The sequence below is a fragment of the Rhizobium sp. AC27/96 genome, assembly GCF_001692325.1.
GTDB lineage: Bacteria > Pseudomonadota > Alphaproteobacteria > Rhizobiales > Rhizobiaceae > Rhizobium.
The window spans coordinates 70,786-92,796 of record NZ_LXKN01000066.1 but is presented as its reverse complement, the minus strand read 5'-3'; the positions used below and the strand labels follow the sequence as shown (position 1 = coordinate 92,796).

The following is a 22,011-nucleotide window of genomic DNA, read 5'->3' as shown; positions in this document are numbered from 1 at the left end:
GTCTCTTGCATCAATCCTCGCCGGCGGGGAACTGAAACCTCGTCATACCGATATGCATAATATGAATTTTGATCTCCACTTTTCGTTTCAAATGTGCATGTTGCCGAAACGAAGTGAATTATCGACGATCGGCCGCCATGCATTCCCCCAACATCAACAGCATCGATCTCAATCTTCTGCGTGTGTTTGATGCCGTCTTTCGGGAGGGCAACATCCTGCGCGCCGCCCAGCGCCTCGGCATGAGCCAGCCCGCCGCCAGCCATGCGCTGGCGCGTCTGCGCCATGCGCTCGATGACGATCTCTTTGTCCGCTCGGCCCAGGGAATGCTGCCGACGTCCCGCGCCGAGCAGCTCGCCGAACCGATAAGGCAGGCGCTGAGCTATCTTGAGCTCGGCCTTCAGTCGGGTCCTTTCGAGCCCGCAACGTCGAAACAGAAATTCAAGCTTGCCGTCGACAATTGCTCGGCAATCGCACTGACATCGAAAATCGTCCTTGCCGTCGGCGCTGTTGCGCCCGGCATATCGTTGAACCTGCGCCCGAGCGGCACCGCCGACATCGACCCCATGATCGATGCTTCCGAACTCGACCTCTTCATTGGCCGTCCGGGCGAAGACCGGGAACGCTTCGCCTCCGAGGAATTGAGCAGCGACGATTTCGTCATCGTCCATCGCCCGGAACTTCGCGCGGCGCAAACGCCGATGACGGCTGAAGAGTTGATCGGCAAGCCGCACCTGCATCTCTCGTCCGCCGGCGACGACACCGGTTTCCTCGACCGCTGGCTTGGCGAGCGGCAGATGCATCGCGACGTGAAGCATTCCGTGCCCCTGCTCGGATGCACCGATGTCCTGTCGGAGCAGGATATCTATGTTCCGATGAGACGTCCGATTGCCGAAGCGATCTGCAAGGGTTCCCGCCTCGCAATAAGCGAACTCCCATTTATCTCACCCAGGATTGCCACCTGCATGCGATGGCACAGAAGGCTGGATTCCCAGCTGGCGCATATCTGGTTGCGCGATGCGATCAGGACTGCTGTCGCGTCTCGCAGCGAACGCCCTATTCGATCGCAGTGATCTCCAGCTCCTCATTGCCGAGGCTGACGAAATCGCCGACCGCCTTGCCCATCAGCAGCCTTGCCACCGGAGAGACGTAGGAGATCGACCCGGCCCTGGGGTCGGCCTCGTCCTCGCCGACGATCCGATATTTCTGCACCCGGCCATCCTCGCGACTATAGGTGACCGTGCTTGCGAAAGCGACGAGGTCCGAGGAAGCGGGAGCCGGCATGATTTCGGCAGTTCGCACCCTCTCGACAAGATAACGCAGGTCGCGCAGCGGGATGGCGGCTTGCCGGCGGCGCTCATTGATATCTTCGATTGAGGTCGTTGCTTCATAGGCTTCGCGCGCCTGCTGGAGCTGTTGCTCCAGCGCCTTCAATCCCGCCTCGGTCACAAGGTTCGGATGCGGGGAAATCGTCCGGTCGGGCAACAGGGTTTCAGCTGCCGTTTCGGCGCTTTCTTCCTTCATGAACGCTGTGCTCAATTCCAAACTCCACTTCGACGCGCTGCACTTTATCCCAGATGGCTCCCTCGTCGACCGGCAGGGCGCATGGCATATCTGGAACAATGAAGACGAAACACCAAATCAGCCTTATACCATAGACCGGATACCGGCTGCGGAGAAATGCAGTGGCGAATAGACCCCCAAAGCAATCAACGACGCCTGTGTCCGGCAAAAGCGCATCGGCGCCCAAATTGCTTTCAGGCGGCAACCCACAGATTGCCAAGGGCTATGGCGACGAACCGGTGCAGGCCTATATCGCCGCCATGCCGGGCTGGAAAAGCGAGGTCGGACGCCGTGTCGACACACTCATCACGAAAACCATCCCCAATGTTCAGAAGGCGGTCAAATGGAATTCGCCGCTCTACGGTGTTGAGGGCGACGGCTGGTTTCTCGGCATTCACTGCTTTGCGAAGTATATCAAGGTCGCATTCTTTCGCGGCGCATTGCTTAATCCGATCCCACCCGGCGAATCCAAGAGCGAACAGACACGCTACCTCAACATCCATGAGGGCGACCCGATCGACGAGGCGCGGCTTGCCGATTGGGTGCGGCAGGCAAGCCACTTGCCCGGCGAGCGCATGTAAAAGCCGGCGGCCGAGATATCGTCACGGACATTTCTTGGCATTCCGGGCTTGATTGCGTAGCATCCACCTGAAGTCGCAACTCATCCCGCGGGTAACCGTTGCCTGCATTTCCGCGCCAAGCAAAAGGATAACCGTGCGCCGACTGGACAAGGAGATGTTCCGTTCCCTTTCCCTCCTCGGCATGGTCATGGGGCTCATCTTCTTCGCGGCCTCGCTGACGCCGAGCCTGATGCCGCGATCCTATCTTGTCCAAGGCGCCCTCTCGGGCATCAGCGCCGGCATCGGATACATGATCGGTACGGCCCTCACCTGGCTCTGGTTCTATCTGCAACTGCCGGCTCCCGCCAAATCGTTGAGACTGGCACGCTGGCTGATCGGCGCCGCCTGCCTGCTTCTTTGCCTTGCCGCGCTCTGGCACGCGACCTTCTGGCAAAACTCGATCCGCATTTTGTGGAAGATGCCGCCGATCGCCAGCGCCGATCCATATTGGCTCGCGGCAGTGGCCGCAGCTACCTTCCTGGCTGCGCTGATCATCGGCCGCTTGTTTCGCCTGGCCTACCTGGTGTTTTCACGATGGCTTTCGCGCGTCGTGCCAAGCCGGCTCTCGAAAGTCGTAGGCGCCTTGCTTGCCGTCGCGCTGTTCTGGTCTATCGGCCAAGGCATATTACTTCGCGGCGCGCTTGATGCGGCCGACGCTTCCTTCAAGCAGGCTGACGCATTGATCGATGACGATTTGCCGAGCCCGCAGGATGCGACAAAGACCGGCAGTGCCGCCTCGCTTGTCGCCTGGCAGGGATTGGGGCGACAGGGACGGCACTTCGTTGCATCCGGCCCGACAACAACCGAAATTTCAACCTTCTGGAATGCTAGGGCACAGGAGCCGCTTCGCATCTATGTAGGATTGAACAATGCTGACACCAGCAGAGAGCGCGCGGCGCTCGCCCTGAAAGAGCTGATACGGCAGGGCGCTTTCAATCGTTCCATGTTGGTGGTGATCGTCCCCACGGGGACAGGCTGGATCGATCCAGCCGCCATGGATACGCTCGAATATCTGCAGCATGGCGACGTCGCCAGTGTCGCCGTGCAATATTCCTATCTGTCGAGCTGGATGTCGCTTCTCTTCGAACCGCAACAGGGCGAGGAAACGGCGGTCGACCTGTTCGACGCCGTCTATGGCTACTGGTCGAAGCTGCCTCGGGATAAGCGTCCGAAGCTCTATCTGCATGGGTTGAGCCTTGGCGCGCTGAACTCGCAGCTGTCGCTCGACATCTACAATGTGATCGGCGATCCGGTGAATGGGGCGCTGTGGAGCGGCCCTCCGTTCCGCAGCGCCAGATGGAAGGCGGCGACCGCGGCCCGCAACCCCGGCACGCCAGAGTGGTTGCCGACATTTCGCGACGGTTCCGTAATCCGCTTTGCAAACCAGGAGCATGCGCCGGACCAGTTCGCAGCTCCCTGGGGACCGCTTCGCGTCGTCTATCTGCAATATGCGAGCGATCCGGTCGTCTTCTTCGACGCAACATCCGCCTTTCGCGAGCCGGAATGGATGAAGGCGCCACGCGGTCCGGACGTTTCGCCGGAGCTCACCTGGATACCCGTGGTCACGATGCTCCAACTTCTGTTCGACATGATGATCGCCACGACCTCGCCGATCGGTTACGGGCATATCTATGCTCCGCAGCACTATATCGATAGCTGGATATCCCTGACGGATGCTTCGATCGCTCCGCAGGACGTCATTCGCCTCAAATCGCTTTTCGCCTCCCGCTTCGGCATGACGCCATAAGGCACCGGAATCGGGAGGCGACAGTGACTATCCCGGAAAGGCCGAAAGCGTGACGTGGACGCTTTTCAGCTCGGAATATTCATCGAAGCCGTGCTTGCCGAGTTCGCGGCCGACGCCGCTCTGCTTGTAACCGCCGATCGCCAGCTGCGGAGCGCCATCTCCCATGCCGTTGATCCAGGTCCGGCCGGCCTTGATGCGGCGAATGGCCTGCAAGGCAGTCGACAGATTGGTCGACCAGACGCAGGCGGACAGGCCGTAGGGCGTGTCGTTCGCCATGCGGATCGCCTCTTCTGCCGTCTTGAAGCGGAAGGTGGTCAGCACCGGGCCGAAGATCTCGTCCTGGGCGATGGCCATCTGTGGCGTGACATGGGTGAAAATTGTCGGGGCATAAAAGGCACCCAGCTCGCCCAGCCTGTCGCCGCCCACCAGCACCTGCGCGCCATCGGCCTTGCCCTGCTGGACATAGCCGGCAACCTTGTCCAGATGCCCCTGGTGAATGAGGGCACCGACATTGACCCGATCATCCAGCGGATCGCCGGTAACGATCTGCGCCGCGACCTTTTGAACCTTTTCCAGAAGTGCATCGGCGATGCTCTCATGCACGATCAGGCGGCTGCCGGAGATGCAGACCTGGCCTGAGCAATGAAAGACACCGCCTGAAATCTTTGCCGCCGCGGCATCGAGATCGGCATCGGCAAAAACCACCTGCGGGCCCTTGCCTCCAAGCTCCAGCCCCACCTTCTTGATATTCTGTCCGGCGAGCGCGCCGATCAGACGCCCGACGCGCTGCGACCCGGTGAAGTTGACGACATCGACATCGGGATGCTCGGCCAGAATCTGACCGACATCGGCGCCATATCCCGTGATGACGTTCAGCACGCCCTCGGGCAAACCGGCTTGCAGTGCAAGTTCGGCCATACGGATTGTCGAGCCCGAGGTGAACTCGCTCGGCTTGATGACGACCGTGCAGCCTGCACCGATCGCCCACGGAATCCGCTCCGAGCCAATCAGCAATGGAAAATTCCATGGGGTGATCAGGCCGACGACGCCGGCAGGCTCGCGCAAAATGAGACCAAGCGTATTCGGGCCGAGATCATTATGCGCTTCACCCTCCAGCCCTTGCGCATGTCCGGCGGCATAGTGCCAGAGGCTGACGGCGAAACCGATCTCTCCGCGCGCCTGACCGATGGCCTTGCCGACCTCAAGCGCCTCGATGGTCGCGAGTTCCTCAATATTCGCCTCGATCACGTCGCCAACGCGGCGCATGATGCGGGCGCGCTCGCCGCCAGTCATCCTCGGCCAGGGTCCGTTGTCGAATGCCGTGCGTGCAGCGGCGATTGCCGCCTCGGCATCGGCACGGCCGCCCTTCGGGATCGTGCTGACGATGTGACCCGGATGAGCCGGGCTTTCGCGGTTGATCGTCTCGCCCGAAAGGGCCGGTACCGATTTGCCGCCGATCACCATGCCATAGCGCCGCGGCTGCAGGAGCCGCGGATCGTCGAGACGAGGTGCGATAAAAGGGTATGCGGTCATGTGGCTATCCTCACGATACGAATTTCAGATATCCTGCGCTCCGGCATATCACGCCTGGTAGCGCAGGCTTTCCAAAGTCAGGCGATGTTGCAACGGTTCACCGGCAACGAACCGTTCGATCTCGTCGACGATCAGCCGGCCGAGGCGCTGGCGCTCATTGCCGATCGCACCGGCGATATGGGGTGTCAGAACGACATTCGGCAGATCATAGAGCGGCGATGCAGGTGGGACTACCTCTGGTTCGGTGACATCGAGAATGGCGGAGATCCTGCCGCTTGAAAGCTCCGCTTCGAGTGCTGCCTGATCGACAAGGCCGCCGCGCGCCGTATTGATCAACGTTGCACCATCCGGCATCCGCGCAAGCATTGCGGCATCGATCATGTGCTGCGTCGTTGCCAGCAACGGCGCATGCAGGGAGATGGTCTGGCACTCGGCCATCAGCTCCGGAAGAGATGCCGTCCGAGCGCCCAGTTCGGCAGCCTCAGTCGCATCCACGAGCGGATCGTAAAGCAGGATATCCATATCATGCGGGCGGAGAAGCTCGAGGACGCGGCGGCCAATGCGCGAGGCGCCGACGATGCCGACCTTCTTGTGCCAGCTGCCGCTGTCGCCATCGAAAGATTGATGCATTTCGAGGGAGCGCCGCTGCTGTGCATAAAGCCGCTGGAAGCGAAAGACATCCTTGTTGGCGAACAGGATGGCGGCAAGCGCGAATTCGGCGACAGGAACGGCGTTGGCGGCAGCCGCATTCGTCACCGCAATTCCCCGTTCGAAGACATCAGGTCCGATAAGATGTTTTACCGATCCTGCCGCATGGGCGACAAGCGTCAGAGATGACGCAGCTTCCAGCACGGTTGCATCGATTGCAGCGCACCCCCATCCCGTGACCAGAATATCCGTCTCGGCGAGCTGTGCTTTCGCCTCCTCACCTTGAAATTCCAGGAGAGGCTCGCTGGAAACGATGCTGCAGCAACGTTCAAGCCGATGCAGGTCGGCGGGGGAAAAGAGCTTCTCTATTCCGAGAGGACCGAAAGCAAAGCTGAGCCTTGGCGGGGGCATGATATTTGAGGGCGATGGCAACAGCGAACTCCTGGCGGAACGATGTCCGCAAATGCTGAACGGCAGTCAGGCCATTCGCGAAAGGAGATCGCATACAAACGCAAGTTACGCAATATAATACCGAATATTTCTTCAATTTACGCAAATTGCGCAACGGTGGCGCCAGACTCCAGCACAACAGCACATTCGATCTGCATCGGCATGGCATCCGGCTCTGCAATGCGCCGCTGGGCAAGCTGAATTGCCTGGCGGGCCATCTCCAGACAATTGACCCGCATCGTCGTCAGCCGCGGATGCATCATCGCGGCATAGGGCAGGTCGTCAAAGCCGATGACCGAAACCTCTCCCGGCACGCTGAGCCCCACAGCCTCAAGCGCATTCATCAGGCGGAACGCACCCATATCGTTGGCGCAGAACACGCTGGTCCAATCCGCCTCACCTTTTGCTCGCCGCTCCACCTCCGCCAGCAGCGCGGTATCGACACCATTGGCGACGCCGATCGCCGTGCAGGAGGCACCGGGAAACTCTTCGAGGGAAGCGTAGAACCCGCGGCGGCGCTGGATTGTCGTCCAGCGCGTATGATCATGAATATAAAGCAATTTCCTGTGCCCTGCCTTGAGCAGGGTTCGGCCGGCCAGCCGTGCACCGTAGAAATTATTGGGCGCAACACAGTCGAAGCGCATATCCGGATCATAGCCGTTGACGAGAACCGCGCGGTGGCTGCCATTGAGGAAATAGCCGGCCAGACTGTCGTTCAGATCAATGCCGACGAAAATCGTGACATCGGCCTCTTCCTTTTCCTGGTCGCGGGCCATGCGATGCGGACCAAGCGAGGTTTCGTCCACCATGCGGATCGAAAGGCTGAAGCCGCCGTCATTCGAGCTGTCACGCAACCCGGCGACCACCGCCTCATAGAAAGGCGCCAATCCCCCGGTGGCGAGGCTGCCAGTCACATAGGCGCGCAAATGCCTTGTCGGAGCCGCCGCCGCCCTGGATCGGCCAAAATAGCCGGCATCCTCGGCAATCTTGCGAATTTGCAGGCGTCGCTCATCGCTGATCCCGCGGGCATCCGAAAGCGCGCGGGACACAGTGCTGACGGAAACGCCAGCCGCCTTCGCAATTTCGAGCTGATTTGCGTTGGACTTAGGTGAACGAGTCAAATGCCTACCCTTCAATTTACCCTGGATAATCACGGGATTCTTGTGAGAAATCCATCCCCGGACGCCGATATCAACGGCTCTGTCTTTATCGCACACACGAAACTTGCGACATATTTTGCATAAGTTCGCAAATTGCGCAATTGACAACGCAAATTGCGCGTGATGAATTGCGCGTCATCATGAAAAAGCCGATCCGGGAGGGTGCGGTTTCATCGAATGTGGGAGGACATGCAATGACCAACGACATGAAAAAGGATGCAATCCAGATCGCATTGAGCCGGCGTCAGCTGCTGCAGGCGGCTGGTGCGGGTGCTGCTGCAGCCGCATTCTCAGGCCTCGGCGCACCGGCCATGGCGCAGGAAAAGGTCGAGTTGACGATGTGGGCCTGGACACCCGACACGCAGTCTCAGATCGATCTCTTCACCAAGGCTTTCCCGCATATCAGCGTCAAGCTCGAAAATGCCGGCCAGGGGCCTGCCGAATACGTCAAGCTGCGCAACGCAATCCAGGCCGGCACCGGCCTGCCTGACGTCGGCCAGGTCGAGTTCACCAATATTCCCGGCTTCCGCCAGCTCGAAGCACTGCTCGACATGGGCCAATACGGCGCCAACAACGTCAAGGACAAGTTCATCGACTGGACCTGGGCGTCCGCTTCCGACGGTGCCGCCGTTTATGGTATTCCGTGGGACTCCGGCCCGATGGGCATTCTCTACCGCGCCGACGTTCTGGATGCGCATAAGATTGAAGTACCCAAGACCTGGGCTGCCTTTGCGGAAAGCTCCAAAGCGCTGAGCAAGGCGTCGCCGGATACGTTCCTAACCAATTTCGGCGGCACCGCCGATGGCGGCTGGGTCATAGCTCTTCTGGCGCAGGCCGGCTGGAAGCCGTTCGAGCTCAAGGGCACGGAGCTGAAGCTCAACCTGAACGATGCCATCGCCAAGAAATGGGCCGCCTATTGGCAGGATCTCATCGATGCGAAGGCCGTGGGCGTCAAAACCCCGGTCTGGACCACCGACTGGTTCACGGGCCTCGACGAAGGCACCTATGCCTCTTGGATGACCGGCGCCTGGGGTGCCGTGTTCATTCCGCAGTTTGCCAAGAAGAGCAACGGCCACTGGCGCGCCGCGCCCCTGCCGCAATGGGATGCGGGAAAATATGTGACCGCAAATCTTGGCGGCTCCACCTTTGCGACCTTCAAAACCACGAAGCATCCGAAAGAAGCAACGCAGCTTGCCGTGTTCCTCGGTGCCGATCCTCAGACCGCGCGCCTCTGGAACACCAAACAGTTCCTTTTCCCGGTCCTCAAGGAACTGGTCTCGGATCCCGAACTCATCAATCACAAATACGATCTCTATGGCGGCCAGGCCGTCAACGAGGTCTTCGTCGAGGCGGCCAAGCACGTCGACTCGTCGTTCCAGTACGCGCCGTTCCAGGATTACCTTGCCGGCCAGGTGCAGCAGGAACTCTCCGCCTCGATCGGCGGCAAGGGCTCGCTGAGTGATGCCTTCGATCGCTTGCAGGCGGGCGTCAGCGCCTATTGCACCGATCAGGGCTATACCGTTTCCAACGGCTGATGAACTCCGTGCGGGGGCCTCGCCCCCGCACATATCTTTCTCGCATGACCCGCGCCCAGGCGCAGGCGCAATTCACAGCCGGAGACATCACAAATGGCTGGTCCTAGTAGCCGCAAGCGGCGCCGCCGCGTGAGCAAGAAACTGGCGCCCTTGCTCTTCCTTGCGCCATTTGCGCTGCTCTTCATCGCCTTCCTGATCGCTCCCATGCTCTATGCCCTCAATCTGGCGGTCTATAAGACCACCGTGGTTGCGGGCACCAAGTTCGTCGGCGCGGATAATTTCGTGCGCGCGCTGGGCGACCCGAAGTTCTGGCAGGGCGTTGTCGTGCTCCTCAAATTCGCCGTCATCCAGATCCCCGGCATGGTGGCAATCGCGCTTTTGATCGCGCTGATCCTCGATAGCGGCACGGTCTACGCCAAGAGCTTCTTCCGCATCAGCCTGTTCCTGCCCTATGCCGTCCCGGCCGTCATCGCCACGCTGATCTGGGGCTATCTCTATGGGCCGGCCTTCGGCCCGTTCACCCAGCTCGCCAATGCTGTCGGGCTTCCGGCGCCGAACTTTCTCGGGGCGAGCACAATTCTCCCGTCGATCGCCAATATCGCGAACTGGGAATATACGGGCTATCAGATGATCATCTACTACGCCGCGCTCCAGGCGATCCCGTCCGATCTGGAAGAGGCCGCGTCGATGGATGGCGCAAGCGCCTTCGTCTATGCGCTGCGCGTCAAGCTGCCGTTGATTGCACCCATGGTCGTCGTCACCATCATCTTCTCGATCATCGGCTCGCTGCAGCTCTTCTCGGAACCGTATCTGCTGCGAAATCTCGCCCCGCTCAGCATCACCAATTCCTACACGCCGAATTACTATGCCTACACGCTCGCCTTCGCCAACCAGCAATATAATTACTCGGCCGCCATGTCCTTCCTGCTCGGCGCAGTCACGGCTGTGATCTCCTATGCCTTCATGCTCATCGTCAATCGTGGAGGTAAGGCATGACCATTGTCGGTAAATCGAAGCGCTCGCCATCGTTCCGTCGTAACCGCTGGATGCTGTCAGCCATCCTGCTGGTGATATGGCTCTATACCGCCCTGCCCCTATTCTATGTTCTGGTGTCCGCATCGAAATCGAACAACGATCTGTTCACAAGCTTCGGCCTCTGGTTTGCCGGCGACTTCAAGCTGTTTGAAAACATTCAGCAGGTCTTCAGTTATCAGGGTGGCATCTTTGCCCGCTGGCTGCTCAACACCATCGTTTACGCCACCACGGCCGGGATCGGCGCCGCACTCTTTGCGACCATGGCCGGATATGCGCTCGCGAAGTATGAATTTCTCGGCAAGCGGCTGGTCTTTGCGATTATCCTCGGCGCCGTCATGATCCCGCAGACGGCGCTCGTCGTGCCGCTGTTTCTGCTGATGTCCAAGGTCGGCATCGTCAACACACCCTGGGCCGTCATCCTGCCTTCGCTCGTCTATCCGCCCGGCGTCTTCCTGATGCGCGTCTATGCCGACGATGCGATCCCGAACGAGCTGCTCGATGCCGGCCGCGTCGATGGCGCCGGCGAGCTGCACATCTTCTTTTCCCTGGCGCTGCGCCTGCTGATGCCGGGCTTTGCGACCGTGCTGATCCTGTCCTTCGTCGCGACCTGGAACAATTACTTCCTGCCCTTGGTCGTGCTGAGTTCGCCGGAATATTTTCCGGTCACGGTCGGCCTTGCCCAATGGTACGCGACGGCAACGGTCGGCTCGGGCGGTGGTGCCGCACTCTTTACACTTGTGCTGGCCGGCGCGCTGATCAGCATTGTTCCTGTCATTATAGCTTTCATCGTCATGCAGCGCTTCTGGCAAGGTGGCCTGGGTGCCGGCGGCGTCAAGGCTTGAAGCTGCGGAGAAACAGACATGGCCGTTATCGAACTGAACAAGATCCGCAAATCCTTCGGCGCCCTGGATATTATTCACGGGCTTGACCTGCGGATCGAAGACGGCGAGTTCGTCGTCTTCGTCGGCCCTTCCGGCAGCGGTAAATCAACGCTGCTGCGCCTCGTCGCCGGTCTGGAGGAGGTCACCTCCGGCCAAGTCCTCATTGGCGACGAGGATGTCACCGAGCTCGGGCCGGCGGACAGAGCTCTGTCCATGGTTTTCCAGTCCTACGCGCTTTATCCGCACAAGACCGTGCGCGCCAATATGGCCTTTGGCCTGGAAGTCGCACGCACGCCAAAGGCCGAGATCAACCGACGTGTCCAGGCGGCAGCAGCTGCACTTCGATTGGAAAGTTATCTCGACCGAAAGCCCAAGGAGCTCTCCGGCGGACAGCGGCAGCGCGTCGCCATCGGCCGCGCCATCGTTCGCGACCCTGTGGCGTTCCTGTTCGATGAACCCCTTTCCAACCTCGATGCCGCCCTGCGTGCGGAAATGCGCATCGAAATCGCTCGGCTGCATCAGCGCCTTGGCGCAACGATGATCTATGTCACCCACGATCAGGTCGAGGCGATGACGCTCGCCGACAAGATCGTCGTGCTGAAAGATGGCTCCATTCAGCAGATCGGCTCGCCGATCGATCTCTATGAGAAGCCGGCCAATCTCTTCGTGGCGCAGTTCCTCGGCTCGCCGAAGATGAATGTCTACGACGTCGAACCGACGGCAGGGGGATTGAAAATAGCCGGCGGCGGCAAGTTACTGCTGCCTTACGCACCCTCGCAGGCTGCCAAGCTCGGCGCCCGTCCCGAGCATCTCGGCATTCTGGAACCGGGCAAGGGCAATCTCGAAGGCAAGATCGACGTCATCGAACGGCTGGGTTCCGATACCTATGCTTACGTTGCTCATGAGGGGCTTGAATTGACCACTGTTCGCCTGGCCGGCAACGTGCAGCTAAGCGTGGGGCAGCCCGTCAGCCTCGCCATCGATCCCGCGCAGTTTCATCTCTTCGACAAAGAGACCCGCAGCATTGCGATAGGCCAATAGGCAGATCTATTGCCGCTACGCCCTGAAGGCTTGGCAAGAGGCCGCCGCATTTGCGGGCGGCCTCTTTTTCTTTGGACTATCGTTATTGCCCGGCGCCGAGCGGATATCCCTCGTTAAGGTGGTCGATGGCGGTCCCGTTGATCGTCACGGCATAGCCGTCCGCGGCCGCTCCCTTGGAAACCGACACCTTGTACGCCCCACTCGGCAAATGAAGCTCCGCCGAGAAGCCATCCCATTTTGCCGGGAGAACCGGCTTGACGTGGAGATGGCCGTTTTCGACGCGAACGCCGAGGATACCCTCTATCGCCGTTCGATAGAGCCAGCCGCCGGAGCCGGTGTACCAGCTCCATCCGCCGCGACCCTTGAGGGGACCTTCGCTGTAAACGTCACCCGAGATCACGTAGGGTTCGACACGATAGACATCCGCCGCCGATTTATCGAGCGAATGATTGATCGGGTTGAGCATCTCGAAGCAGCGCCAGGCGTCCTCCGCACGGCCCATGCGGGCGAAAGCCAGCGTCGCCCATACGGCAGCATGGGTATATTGACCGCCGTTCTCGCGAACGCCCGGAGGATAGGCCTTGATGGCGCCGGGATCGTTCGCCGGGTTCGTGAAGGGTGGCGTCAACAAGCGAATGAAGCCGCCCTCCTGGTCCGCGAGTTGTTCGAGGACTGCGTTCATCGCCGTTTCGCTGCGTTCCGGATTGCCTTCGCCGGACAGAACGCTCCATGACTGGGCAATAGAGTCGATCTTGGCCTGATCGGATTGATGCGATCCGAGCGGCGCGCCATTGTCGAAATAGGCGCGGCGATAGTAGCTGCCGTCCCATCCCGCTGTTTCAAGCGCATTCTTCAGCTTTGCCAGATGATCCGTCCAGCGGCTCACACGCTGCGCGTCGCCACGTGTTTCGGCATAGGTGATGAAGCGTCCAAGCGCACCGGCCAGGAACCAGCCGAGCCAAACGCTTTCGCCGCGGCCATCAATGCCGACGCGGTCCATCTTGTCACCCCAGTCGCCACTCATCATCAGCGGCAGACCATTTGCACCCGTGCGTTTGATCGCCAGATCGAGGCCAAGGGCGGCATGCTCGTAGAGCGATGCATTTTCGGCCGAGAGGCGCGGCTGGAAGAAGGCGTCGTGCTGACCCGGGCTGAGCGCCGCACCTTCGACGAAAGGCAGCATTTCATCGAGGATCGTGACGTCGCCGGTCGCCGTATAATATTGGTCGACGGCAAAGGCGAGCCAGACCGGATCGTCCGAGATGTTCGTCCGGACACCGGCGCCGCTATCGGCCAGCCACCAATGCTGGAAGTCGCCTTCCGGAAACTGCCGCCTGCCGGTATTGACGATCTGCTTGCGGGCGATCTCCGGCGAATGCAGCAGGAAGGCCAGGGAATCCTGCAACTGATCGCGAAGCCCCCAGGCACCGCTCGACTGATAGAAGGCCGTGCGTGCCATGATGCGGCAGCTGAGCGTCTGATAGGGCAGCCAGTTGTTGACCATGAAGTCGAAGCGCTGATCCGGGGTCGAAACGCGCGTCTTGCCCGTAAACACCTTCCAGAAGTCTCTGGTCTTGCCCAGTACCTCGTCGAAGCTGACCGCGCGGATATCGGCCAGAAGCGCTGCCGCTTCCTCGCGCGAGCCGGCATCGCCCATGTAGAAGCAGATGTCGTGCTCGCCGCCAGCTTCGATCGTCAGATCGAAAGCCATTGCGGCGGCCGGATCTCCATCAAGATCAATCGCATCGGACAGGCGCGACCCGGCCGAAACCGTGCGTGGCTGCTGGATCGTCCCGTGGCGGCCGATGAATTCGCGGCGGCTACCGGAAATGCTGGATGGTTTCTCGCTGGCGGCAAATGATGCCACCCGCGTCGAGAAATCGACGCTGAACGGATTGTTCGCGAAGATCGCGCCAGTCTCGGCATCAAACTCCGAGACGATAAACGGCTTGCTCTTGGTCGGGTTGTTGCCGAGAATCCATTCGGCATAGCCGTAAAGGCGGAGCTTGCGTGCCACATTCGCCGTGTTGCGAATACGAATCTGCGTCAGCTTGACCGACTTCTCCATATGGAGGGTCTGCGTGACTTCCAGCGCGATCTCGTCCTGGACGGTCGTGAAGACGGAATAGCCCAAGCCGTGGCGCGCTTGGAACTGGGTGTCCGAATGCTGCGCCAGAGCAGCATAGGGCACGATCACCGAACCACGGTCGAGATCCTTGAGATAGAAGGCTTCGCCAGGCCTGTTGGTGACCATGTCGTTGGTCCATGGCGTCAGCTGATGGTCGCGAGAGTTCTGGCTCCAGGTGAAGGCAGCACCCTCGGCTGAGACGTGAAAGCCGAAGCTTTCATTGGCCATGATATTGACCCACGGATGCGGCGTCTGTTCGCCACCCGAAAGGCGCACGACGTATTCGCTGCCCTCTGCTGCGAAACCGCCATAACCATTCCAGAATGTGAGATCGCGTCCCGCATCCGTCGCGGGAACGGTTTCGCTGCGGGTCATTCTCGGTACAAGCGTGGAATCACCCCACTGGCCAAGCAGCGCCGGCGATCCGGCGACGGAGCGCGCCCGCTCCAGCTGACCCTTCAGGCTGCCATCGCGCCCACGCAGCACAATGCGCGAGGAGGCGATGATCGCATCGTAGACACTAGGTTCGGTCATGTCCTTGCGGATGACATAGATGTTGCGCTGAATGCCGGCCGCCTCGCTGGCGTGACGCGCACCATCGCAAAGCTGGTCGATGATGCGCTGCATTTCCGAAGCTTCTTCGCCGGTGCGCTCGTTGAAGATCACCAGATCGACCTCGACGCCACGCGCCTGCAGGAAGCCCTGGGCGCGTAGCAGCTCCTTGACCAGATCGGTGCCGCGTTCGTCCGTCATGCGCAGCGTGATGATCGGCACGTCGCCGGAGAGGGTTGCCCCCCAAAGGACCGACTGCGACTTGAGGCCGGCGCGAACCGCTTCGCTGTCAGCCCGCAGAGACATTTCGGGATAGACGATATAGCGCGCAAAGCGCTGGTAGGCCGCCGCTTCCTTGGAGTTGACGCCGATCTGGCGCAGCTGTTTCTGGGTCCGCGTCCATGCCTGGACAAGACCCTGGGTGAAACTGTCAGGCTGGCGATAGTGCACGAGCGTAGCGTCGAGATCCGACCGGTTCGCAGCCGCAATGGTCCAGAAGACCAGGCTGACCTTTTGGCCGGCTGGAATGCGGACGACACGGCGCAGCGACACGCAGGCATCCATGGTGAACCCATCGGTGCCCGAAAGGGTGGCGCCTTCGTCGAAGGCGGCGGCCTCCGTCAAGGTGCGTCCCCTGCCGAGGAAGCGCATGCGGTCGGTCTCGAATTGCGTTGGTCCCTCGCCGCTGCCGTCGACAACAAGCTGCGCGATCGCTACTTCCGGATCGGTCACGCCACGCTTGCGGCGTTCGACGAAAATCGCATCGCCCTGGCCGGCAATCTCGGTGTGCACGAACATACGGGCAAAGGCCGGATGCCCGGTATCGACGATATCGAGCGTGGCAACGGGCTCCATATAGGAGGTGACTTCGATGACCCGATCTTCCGTTCCGGTATTGGAAATCGTCAGGCGGCGGCCTTCGGCATCGCGATCGCTCGCGATGAAGACTTCCATTTCGCTGGTGAGATCGCCGACGGTCTTGATGAACTCGGCCTTGTCGTCGCTGAATGTCACACGGACATGCTCATTGGCGATGGAGCGCGGCTCGGCAGTCGCAGACCACCATTCATGCGACCCCATATCCCGCAGGAAGATGAAGGAACCCCAGCGATCTTCTGTCGGATCGGGCCGCCAGCGGTTTATCGCCAGGTTGTTCCAGCGGGTATAGCCGGCGCCGGTCGCTGTCAGCATGGTCGAATAACGGCCGTTGGACAGTAGCAGCAGCTCGCGTTCGAGAGACGCCGGATCTTCCACACGGCGCACTTCGGGGCGCATCAGATCGCCCTGAATGGTAGCCGGCGCGTCGGTCTCGTGCTTGGAAGCCATGACCGGGATATCGCGCGGCGCCTTTTCCTGCAGCAGCAGTTCGGCCGCCTCGATGACCGGGTCGGCATGGAAGAGTTCGCGCAGAAGCCCGTCGAAGGCGACGTTGGCGACGGCTGCGATCGACATGCCGTGATGGTGGGCATAGTAATTGTAGATGACCGCATGCTTCTTACCCTCGGGCACGCGGCTCGGCGTGAAGTCGACGGCATCGTGGAAACCATACATGCCGAGCGCACCGACGCCCCGAAGCCTCTCGAGATTCTCAAGTGCGGCGATCGGGTTGTATTGGCTTGCCAGCAGCGAGGCATAGGGCGCGATGACGGCATTCTGGCCGAGGCCACGCTTGAGGCCGAGCGTCGGCACCCCGAAATTGCTGTACTGATAGTTCATCTGGTGGTCGCGGGCGTTGAAAGCCGCTTCCGAAATGCCCCATGGAATGCCACCAAGGTGCTTGGCGTAATTCATCTGTTCCTGGACGATCAGATTGTTCGTCTGGTTCAGGATACCGCCCTGGCGCTCCTGCATCACGAGCGGCGGCATCAGATATTCGAACATCGAGCCCGACCAGGAAACCAGCGCGCCGCGCGGTCCGACCGGAACGACGTGACGTCCGAGCTTGTACCAATGCTCGGTCGGCAGATCGCCCTTGGCGACGGCAAAGAGGCTGGTCAGACGGGCTTCGGACGCGAGAAGATCGTAGCAGGCGGCATCGACTTCTTCGGTTTCGACCCGGAAGCCGATCGACAACAGCCGGCGCTCGGGACGGAAGAGGAAGCTGAAATCCATGGCAAAGGCGAGCTCGCGAGCGCGATTGCCGACCGCAACAAGCCTTTCCGAGACGGCATCCATCTTCGCCTGGTCGAAAGAGTTGTCGACCAGATGAAGGTCGCAGGTCGCGGTAAGCTTGCCGGCCCAGTGGACGACCTCTTCGCTCTTGGCCGACTTGACCTCCCGATCGAGATCGCCGGCGAATTTGGCGATCTCCCGGGCGTCCGCGACAAGCCGCTCGATGGTGGCCGAAGAAAACTCGTTCTTCTGCTTGGCCGCTGCGAGCGTGGCCTCAAAGGTGGTGATCCGCTCCTCAACGCGAGCCCGCAGGTCGCGGCTTATCTTGTTGTCATCCGCAACCTCGGTCAGGACCTCACGAAGGATACCGGCAACGTCGCCGATGCCATCGAGGCTGCCGTGAACCTGCGCGGCAGGATTCAGCGCCCAAATGCGGCAGGCGGAGGCCACGGCGATCAGATGGCCGGCCAGATTGCCGCTATCCACCGACGACACATATTTCCGGCCAAGCGGCTTCAGCGTATCGGTGTGATACCAGTTGAACAGGTGGCCACGATATTTTTCGAGTTTCGCGGTCGTCTCGATCGTCTGCTCGATGCGCTTGATTGCATCTTCGAACGAGATCCAGCCGAAATGTCGCGCCGAAACCACCGACAGGAGATAAACGCCGATATTGGTCGGCGACGTTCGCATCGCCACGACGGCATGCGGCGTTTGCTGCACGTTGTCCGGCGGCAGGTAATGCTGTCCGGGAACGACGAAATTATCAAAGTAGCGCCAGGTGCGCCGTGCGATCTTGCGAAGCTCGCTTCTCACCTTGTCGGGAACAACGAGCCTGTCTTCCGTCTCCGCCGTCTGGCTGACGATCCAGGCGATCACGGGCGACAGCACCCAGAGGATGATGAAGGGAACGCCGACCAGAAAGGCGCTGTCACCGGAAGACACGGCAAAGAGCAGCGCGAGAAGGGCGAGGACCGGAGCCCGCCACATGACCTTGTAGTGGCCGAGAATGGTCGTCTGTGCCATGGCCTGCGCGCTGGCGGCGGTGCGCCATTGCAGCATCAGCTTGCGGCTGACGAAGGCGCGATAGAGCGAGCGGATGATGGCATCGGCCATGACGCAGGCGGTATCGACGATGAAAACGATACGCAGCGCTACCTGCGCATTGGCATTCTGAATATCGTTCCAGACCGTATGAAGGTGGGCGCGCAGGATGATATCGCTGGTGCGCGGGATGATGCCGTTGATCAGCGACAGCGTCGGCGCCACGAACAGGCTGAAGATCAGCACGATCTGCCAGAGCAGCGCGCCGAGCGGGCTCATCCAGTACCAGCCGAGGGCTGACGCCAGGAACCAGGCGATCGGCGTCAGCGAGCGGCGAAGGTTATCAGCCATCTTCCAGCGGCCGAGCGCCGTCACGCCACGCTTCGGGTTGAATATATAGGGAAGGAGCTGCCAGTCGCCGCGAGCCCAGCGATGCTGACGGGAGATTTCCACTTCGTAGCGGATCGGAAAATCCTCTACGAGCTCGCAGTCTGTCACCAGGGCGCATCGCGCCATCGAGCCTTCGAGCAGGTCGTGGCTGAGCACCGAGTTTTCCTCGATCCTGCCCTTCAGCGAGGCCTCGAAGGCATCGACGTGATAAAGCCCCTTGCCCGTGAAGGTGCCTTCGCCGGTGATATCCTGATAGACGTCGGAAACGGCGAAGACGTAAGGGTCGAGGCCGCGATTGACCGAGAAGATGCGCTGGAAGGCCGACGCATCCTTACCTGTCGTCAGTGACGGGGTGACGCGCGGCTGCAGAACGCTATAGCCGTCGACGACGCGCTGGCTCTTGGCGTCGAATACCGGACGGTTGATCGGATGGTGCAACTTGCCGACGAGCTTCGTCACCGTGTCGCGAATGATGCGCGTATCGCTGTCGAGCGTCATGACATATTTCACATCCTGCGGCACCTTGTCGGCACCGGGCAGGAAGGTGGTATCGCGGCTGCCGCGCAGCAGCATGTTCAGTTCGTGCAGCTTGCCGCGCTTGCGCTCCCAGCCCATCCACGCACCTTCCGCCGGATTGTGAAGACGGCGGCGATGCAGCAGATAGAAGCGCTGCTTGCCTTCCTCGGCATAACGCGCCTCGAGATTGGCCATCTGGCGCTTCGCATAGTCGAGGATTTCGAGATCGCGAGCGTTCTGCTCCTCCTGGCTGTCGGGCCAGTCGGTGAGCAGGGCATAGTAGATTTCGCCGAGGGGATTGGCTAGATAATGAACCTCGAGATTGCGGATCAGCTCATCGACATGCTCGCGCTTGCCGATCAGGCTCGGGATGGTGACGAGCGTGCGGGCCTCGGCAGGCAAGCCCTTCTTGAATTCGTAGCCGATTAGGCGATCAGGCGCGATGAAGAAGGTGGCGAAGAAGTTGAAGAGGCCGGTAGCACCTTCCGAGGCCGGTAGCGCGAATGCCAGCAAAAGAACGATGGTCGCGATGACCGGAATGCCGGTGCTGACGAAAACGCTGCCGACGGCAAGGAGCGCCAACAGCGTGAGGGTGAGTACGGGCACGGCAATCGCCAGCCAGTTCAGGCGGCGGATCGCCCGCATGAACCGCAGGCCAATCGTCTGCCGGAAATCGATCTCCGCCTCGAGCAAGGGGCGGCCGGCGCCAACCAGGAAATAGCCGACATTAGCGGCGGCGGCCGACGGGTCCTTGCCGCCAGCGGCAGAGCGCTCGGCCAGGCTGATGGCCGCCTCTGCGATATCAAGCTCCGTCTTCTCGCTGCGCTTTGCCAGCTTCTCGATCTGGCGGCGATAGGCATTGCGGGAACCGGAGTCGAGCTCAGCATAATCGGTCTGCTTCCATAGAAGCTTGTCGATCTTGCTGACCTCTTCGACCCAGGTCGACCAATCGGTATCATCGATCTCCCTGAGGCTCTTGATGATGCTGCCCATCAGCGTGTTGCCGGAGGCAAGTCGCGTCTGCTCCAGCGACATGACGGCTTCGGCGTCGGTGCCTTTCGCAGCGAGCTTTGCTTCCAGCCAGCCGAGTGCGGCATCGGTGGGCTCGATCGCGTTGCGCAGACGATAGTGCAGCTGCGTCACGAAGGTCGTGTCGTCGAGATTGGCGGACAGCGTCTCAAGGAATTCGGCGGAGCTTGCGTCGCCGAGCGCAATCACCTTGGTGGCTGCGGCATTGGCGATGCCGCGCATCTCGCGGCTCTTGTCTATCCGGGTTGCAACGCGCCGCAGATTGTCGATCAGCACATAGCGAACGAGCGACGGCAGCGCCCAGAGTTCGCCGATATGCAAGGTCTGCTTGTCCTGGAAGCCTTCCGTGACGGCCGCCATGCCGGCATTGCTGATATTGCTATGGGCATGGGCCATATAGAGCCAGGCGAGCGCCAGAGTGCGCGGTATTGCTACCCCATTCAGATTGATCGTGCGCAGCTCGCGATAGAATTTCTTCGGGAAGTCCCGACGGACTTCCTGAATAGCCTCCTCGACAATGTAGTGGTTGTCGAGAAGCCACTCCGTCGCCGGCGTGATGCTTTCGCCGGCATCGACATCCGCTGCCGCAGCGCGATAGACCCGCAGGATCTCGCTTTCGTTCTCGCGATGCCGTTGAAAGAAATCGAAGTTTTCGAAGCTCGCGACATCGAGCTTCTGGCTTTCCGCAAATTGCGTGGCCTTGGCTCTCAATTGATCATTCGACAAAAGAGTAGAGCGGATTCCGAAATCGACATCCGCGAGAGGCAGTTTGGCCTGCGCGGTCGAACCGCCCGTTAGATTTTGAGACACCATACCATCCGCTCTTCTGTTGAGATCATGTCCGATTGAATATCCTGACCAAACAAGATGCGCCTGGGGGCGCAAAAGTTCCGTGTTCGGGCTCTTCGTGGGTTTGAAGGGAAATAGCTCTGTTCAGACATGAAATATTGGAAACTGTTAACGCTCCTCAATAGCGACTGCAAAATGAACGCGCGATTAATCATGGCACATATTTAGTGAACGGGCATGGGCCATCGGCAGCGTTGCCTTACAAAACAACGCCCAGTGGGCGATTCCGCCGGTGGCCGTGATGCCTTGCATGATCTTGCCGGTCCGCTCAGGCCGGGAGATTGCACAACTCGTCCGTTGTTTGACGGGAAGACACCCTGTAGATTGCAATCGCACCCGGGAGGTTGGACACATGGCGATCAAGCAGATGCATAATGTCGGAATCGTCGTCGACGATCTCGACGAGACGATTGATTTCTTGCGTGAGCTCGGGCTCGAGCTCGAAGGGCGGGCCACGATCGAAGGAGAGTGGGCCGGGCGTGTCACCGGACTGGGCGATCAGCACGTCGAGGTTGCCATGATGCGCACGCCGGATGGCCACAGCCGGCTTGAACTCTCCCGCTTCATCAGACCGGCCGTGATCGAGGATCACCGCAATGCCCCGGTCAACGCTCTCGGCTACCTTCGCGTCATGTTCTCCGTGGACGATGTCGACGAGACGCTCGAAAGGCTCCGCAAGCGCGGCGCGCAGCTGGTAGGCGAAGTCGTGCAGTACAAGGATATATACCGGCTCTGCTACATTCGTGGTCCCGGAGGGCTTCTCATCGGGCTCGCTCAGGAACTCGGCTAACGCCATGCGAAGAGCAGATCAGAGCTCATGCCAGAGCCGTATCAGTTGATCGCCCGGATACGGCTTCTCAAGGCAAGGCGAAACGCCCTCTTCATTTGCGAGAACCCCTCAAAGCCGAGGTGATGGGCGAAGCGAACGACCGTTGTCTGGGATGTCTGGCAACGTTTTGCTATCTGCAGGCCGGATTCGAATGCGAACACATCGGGGTGCTCGGCGGCCAGCTTTGCAAGCGGCGCAAAACATCCATCATGCCGACAACGGACCCGCATCCAGAAATCCGCATCAAGCATGCGGCCCGTTAACTCGGCATGGGCTTCCGTCATCGCATGGCCTCCAAAATAGAACGTCCCGCAGGAAGCCGGAGCGCGAACGCCCCAGCCTCCCACGGGAG

14 protein-coding genes are annotated in these 22,011 nt (G+C 60.5%); 8 read left to right on the top strand and 6 right to left on the bottom strand.

Annotated elements, in window-relative coordinates:
• Nucleotides 1-137: 137 nt before the first annotated feature.
• Entirely contained in the window at nucleotides 138-1,070 is a 933-nt protein-coding gene (locus A6U86_RS29720) for a LysR family transcriptional regulator (protein ID WP_068399175.1), read from the top strand.
• On the opposite strand, the gene greA is transcribed toward A6U86_RS29720, so the two are convergent.
• Nucleotides 1,054-1,536, bottom strand: a complete 483-nt coding sequence (gene greA / locus A6U86_RS29715) for a transcription elongation factor GreA (RefSeq protein ID WP_068399640.1) — start codon at nucleotides 1,534-1,536, stop codon at nucleotides 1,054-1,056. The two genes, A6U86_RS29720 and greA, sit on opposite strands and share 17 nt — an antisense overlap.
• A gap of 146 nt (nucleotides 1,537-1,682) precedes the next feature.
• Between greA and A6U86_RS29710 the strand changes: the two genes are divergently transcribed.
• Together A6U86_RS29710 and A6U86_RS29705 are read left to right on the top strand one after the other, a co-directional pair.
• Nucleotides 1,683-2,141 (top strand): DUF1801 domain-containing protein, encoded by a 459-nt coding sequence (locus A6U86_RS29710; RefSeq protein ID WP_068399172.1) that lies wholly within the window; start codon nucleotides 1,683-1,685, stop codon nucleotides 2,139-2,141.
• Between the two features lie 154 nt (nucleotides 2,142-2,295).
• Nucleotides 2,296-3,927, top strand: coding sequence for an alpha/beta-hydrolase family protein (locus A6U86_RS29705; protein WP_244510132.1), 1,632 nt, complete (start codon nucleotides 2,296-2,298; stop codon nucleotides 3,925-3,927).
• A gap of 27 nt (nucleotides 3,928-3,954) precedes the next feature.
• Here the strand turns inward: A6U86_RS29705 and A6U86_RS29700 are convergent, their stop codons facing one another.
• From A6U86_RS29700 to A6U86_RS29690, 3 genes are all read right to left on the bottom strand, one after another.
• On the bottom strand, nucleotides 3,955-5,460 hold the full coding sequence (locus A6U86_RS29700) for an aldehyde dehydrogenase family protein (protein WP_068399166.1): 1,506 nt from the start codon (nucleotides 5,458-5,460) through the stop codon (nucleotides 3,955-3,957).
• Between the two features lie 48 nt (nucleotides 5,461-5,508).
• On the bottom strand, nucleotides 5,509-6,540 hold the full coding sequence (locus A6U86_RS29695) for a hydroxyacid dehydrogenase (RefSeq protein ID WP_244510131.1): 1,032 nt from the start codon (nucleotides 6,538-6,540) through the stop codon (nucleotides 5,509-5,511).
• A gap of 116 nt (nucleotides 6,541-6,656) precedes the next feature.
• Nucleotides 6,657-7,679, bottom strand: a complete 1,023-nt coding sequence (locus A6U86_RS29690) for a LacI family DNA-binding transcriptional regulator (protein WP_068399160.1) — start codon at nucleotides 7,677-7,679, stop codon at nucleotides 6,657-6,659.
• 233 nt (nucleotides 7,680-7,912) lie between these two features.
• Between A6U86_RS29690 and A6U86_RS29685 the strand changes: the two genes are divergently transcribed.
• The 4 genes from A6U86_RS29685 (at nucleotide 7,913) to A6U86_RS29670 (ending at nucleotide 12,210) form a co-directional block, all read left to right on the top strand.
• Entirely contained in the window at nucleotides 7,913-9,253 is a 1,341-nt protein-coding gene (locus A6U86_RS29685; protein WP_158008790.1) for an ABC transporter substrate-binding protein, read from the top strand.
• A 93-nt stretch (nucleotides 9,254-9,346) separates the two neighbouring features.
• Nucleotides 9,347-10,249 carry a carbohydrate ABC transporter permease gene (locus A6U86_RS29680; RefSeq protein WP_068399155.1) on the top strand — a complete coding sequence of 301 codons (903 nt, stop codon included), beginning with the start codon at nucleotides 9,347-9,349 and terminating at the stop codon, nucleotides 10,247-10,249.
• On the top strand, nucleotides 10,246-11,130 hold the full coding sequence (locus A6U86_RS29675) for a carbohydrate ABC transporter permease (RefSeq protein ID WP_068399153.1): 885 nt from the start codon (nucleotides 10,246-10,248) through the stop codon (nucleotides 11,128-11,130). Before A6U86_RS29680 ends, A6U86_RS29675 begins: the two co-directional genes overlap by 4 nt.
• A gap of 18 nt (nucleotides 11,131-11,148) precedes the next feature.
• Nucleotides 11,149-12,210 carry an ABC transporter ATP-binding protein gene (locus A6U86_RS29670; RefSeq protein ID WP_068399151.1) on the top strand — a complete coding sequence of 354 codons (1,062 nt, stop codon included), beginning with the start codon at nucleotides 11,149-11,151 and terminating at the stop codon, nucleotides 12,208-12,210.
• A gap of 82 nt (nucleotides 12,211-12,292) precedes the next feature.
• On the opposite strand, the gene A6U86_RS29665 is transcribed toward A6U86_RS29670, so the two are convergent.
• Nucleotides 12,293-20,794, bottom strand: coding sequence for a glucoamylase family protein (locus A6U86_RS29665; RefSeq protein WP_068399149.1), 8,502 nt, complete (start codon nucleotides 20,792-20,794; stop codon nucleotides 12,293-12,295).
• Between the two features lie 388 nt (nucleotides 20,795-21,182).
• Between A6U86_RS29665 and A6U86_RS29660 the strand changes: the two genes are divergently transcribed.
• A complete protein-coding gene (locus tag A6U86_RS29660; protein ID WP_068399144.1) occupies nucleotides 21,183-21,620 on the top strand; it encodes a VOC family protein in 438 nt (145 codons plus the stop codon).
• A 41-nt stretch (nucleotides 21,621-21,661) separates the two neighbouring features.
• On the opposite strand, the gene A6U86_RS35025 is transcribed toward A6U86_RS29660, so the two are convergent.
• Nucleotides 21,662-21,943, bottom strand: coding sequence for a MurR/RpiR family transcriptional regulator (locus A6U86_RS35025; RefSeq protein ID WP_083197025.1), 282 nt, complete (start codon nucleotides 21,941-21,943; stop codon nucleotides 21,662-21,664).
• Nucleotides 21,944-22,011: the final 68 nt, after the last annotated feature.

Coding starts and splice junctions, on each gene's coding strand:
- A6U86_RS35025 (WP_083197025.1), bottom strand. CDS start 21,943: ATGACGGAAGCCCATGCCGAGTTAACGGGCCGCATGCTTGATGCGGAT.
- A6U86_RS29705 (WP_244510132.1), top strand. CDS start 2,296: ATGTTCCGTTCCCTTTCCCTCCTCGGCATGGTCATGGGGCTCATCTTC.
- A6U86_RS29680 (WP_068399155.1), top strand. CDS start 9,347: ATGGCTGGTCCTAGTAGCCGCAAGCGGCGCCGCCGCGTGAGCAAGAAA.
- A6U86_RS29700 (WP_068399166.1), bottom strand. CDS start 5,460: ATGACCGCATACCCTTTTATCGCACCTCGTCTCGACGATCCGCGGCTC.
- A6U86_RS29660 (WP_068399144.1), top strand. CDS start 21,183: ATGGCGATCAAGCAGATGCATAATGTCGGAATCGTCGTCGACGATCTC.
- A6U86_RS29720 (WP_068399175.1), top strand. CDS start 138: ATGCATTCCCCCAACATCAACAGCATCGATCTCAATCTTCTGCGTGTG.
- A6U86_RS29670 (WP_068399151.1), top strand. CDS start 11,149: ATGGCCGTTATCGAACTGAACAAGATCCGCAAATCCTTCGGCGCCCTG.
- A6U86_RS29685 (WP_158008790.1), top strand. CDS start 7,913: ATGACCAACGACATGAAAAAGGATGCAATCCAGATCGCATTGAGCCGG.
- A6U86_RS29665 (WP_068399149.1), bottom strand. CDS start 20,794: ATGGTGTCTCAAAATCTAACGGGCGGTTCGACCGCGCAGGCCAAACTG.
- A6U86_RS29675 (WP_068399153.1), top strand. CDS start 10,246: ATGACCATTGTCGGTAAATCGAAGCGCTCGCCATCGTTCCGTCGTAAC.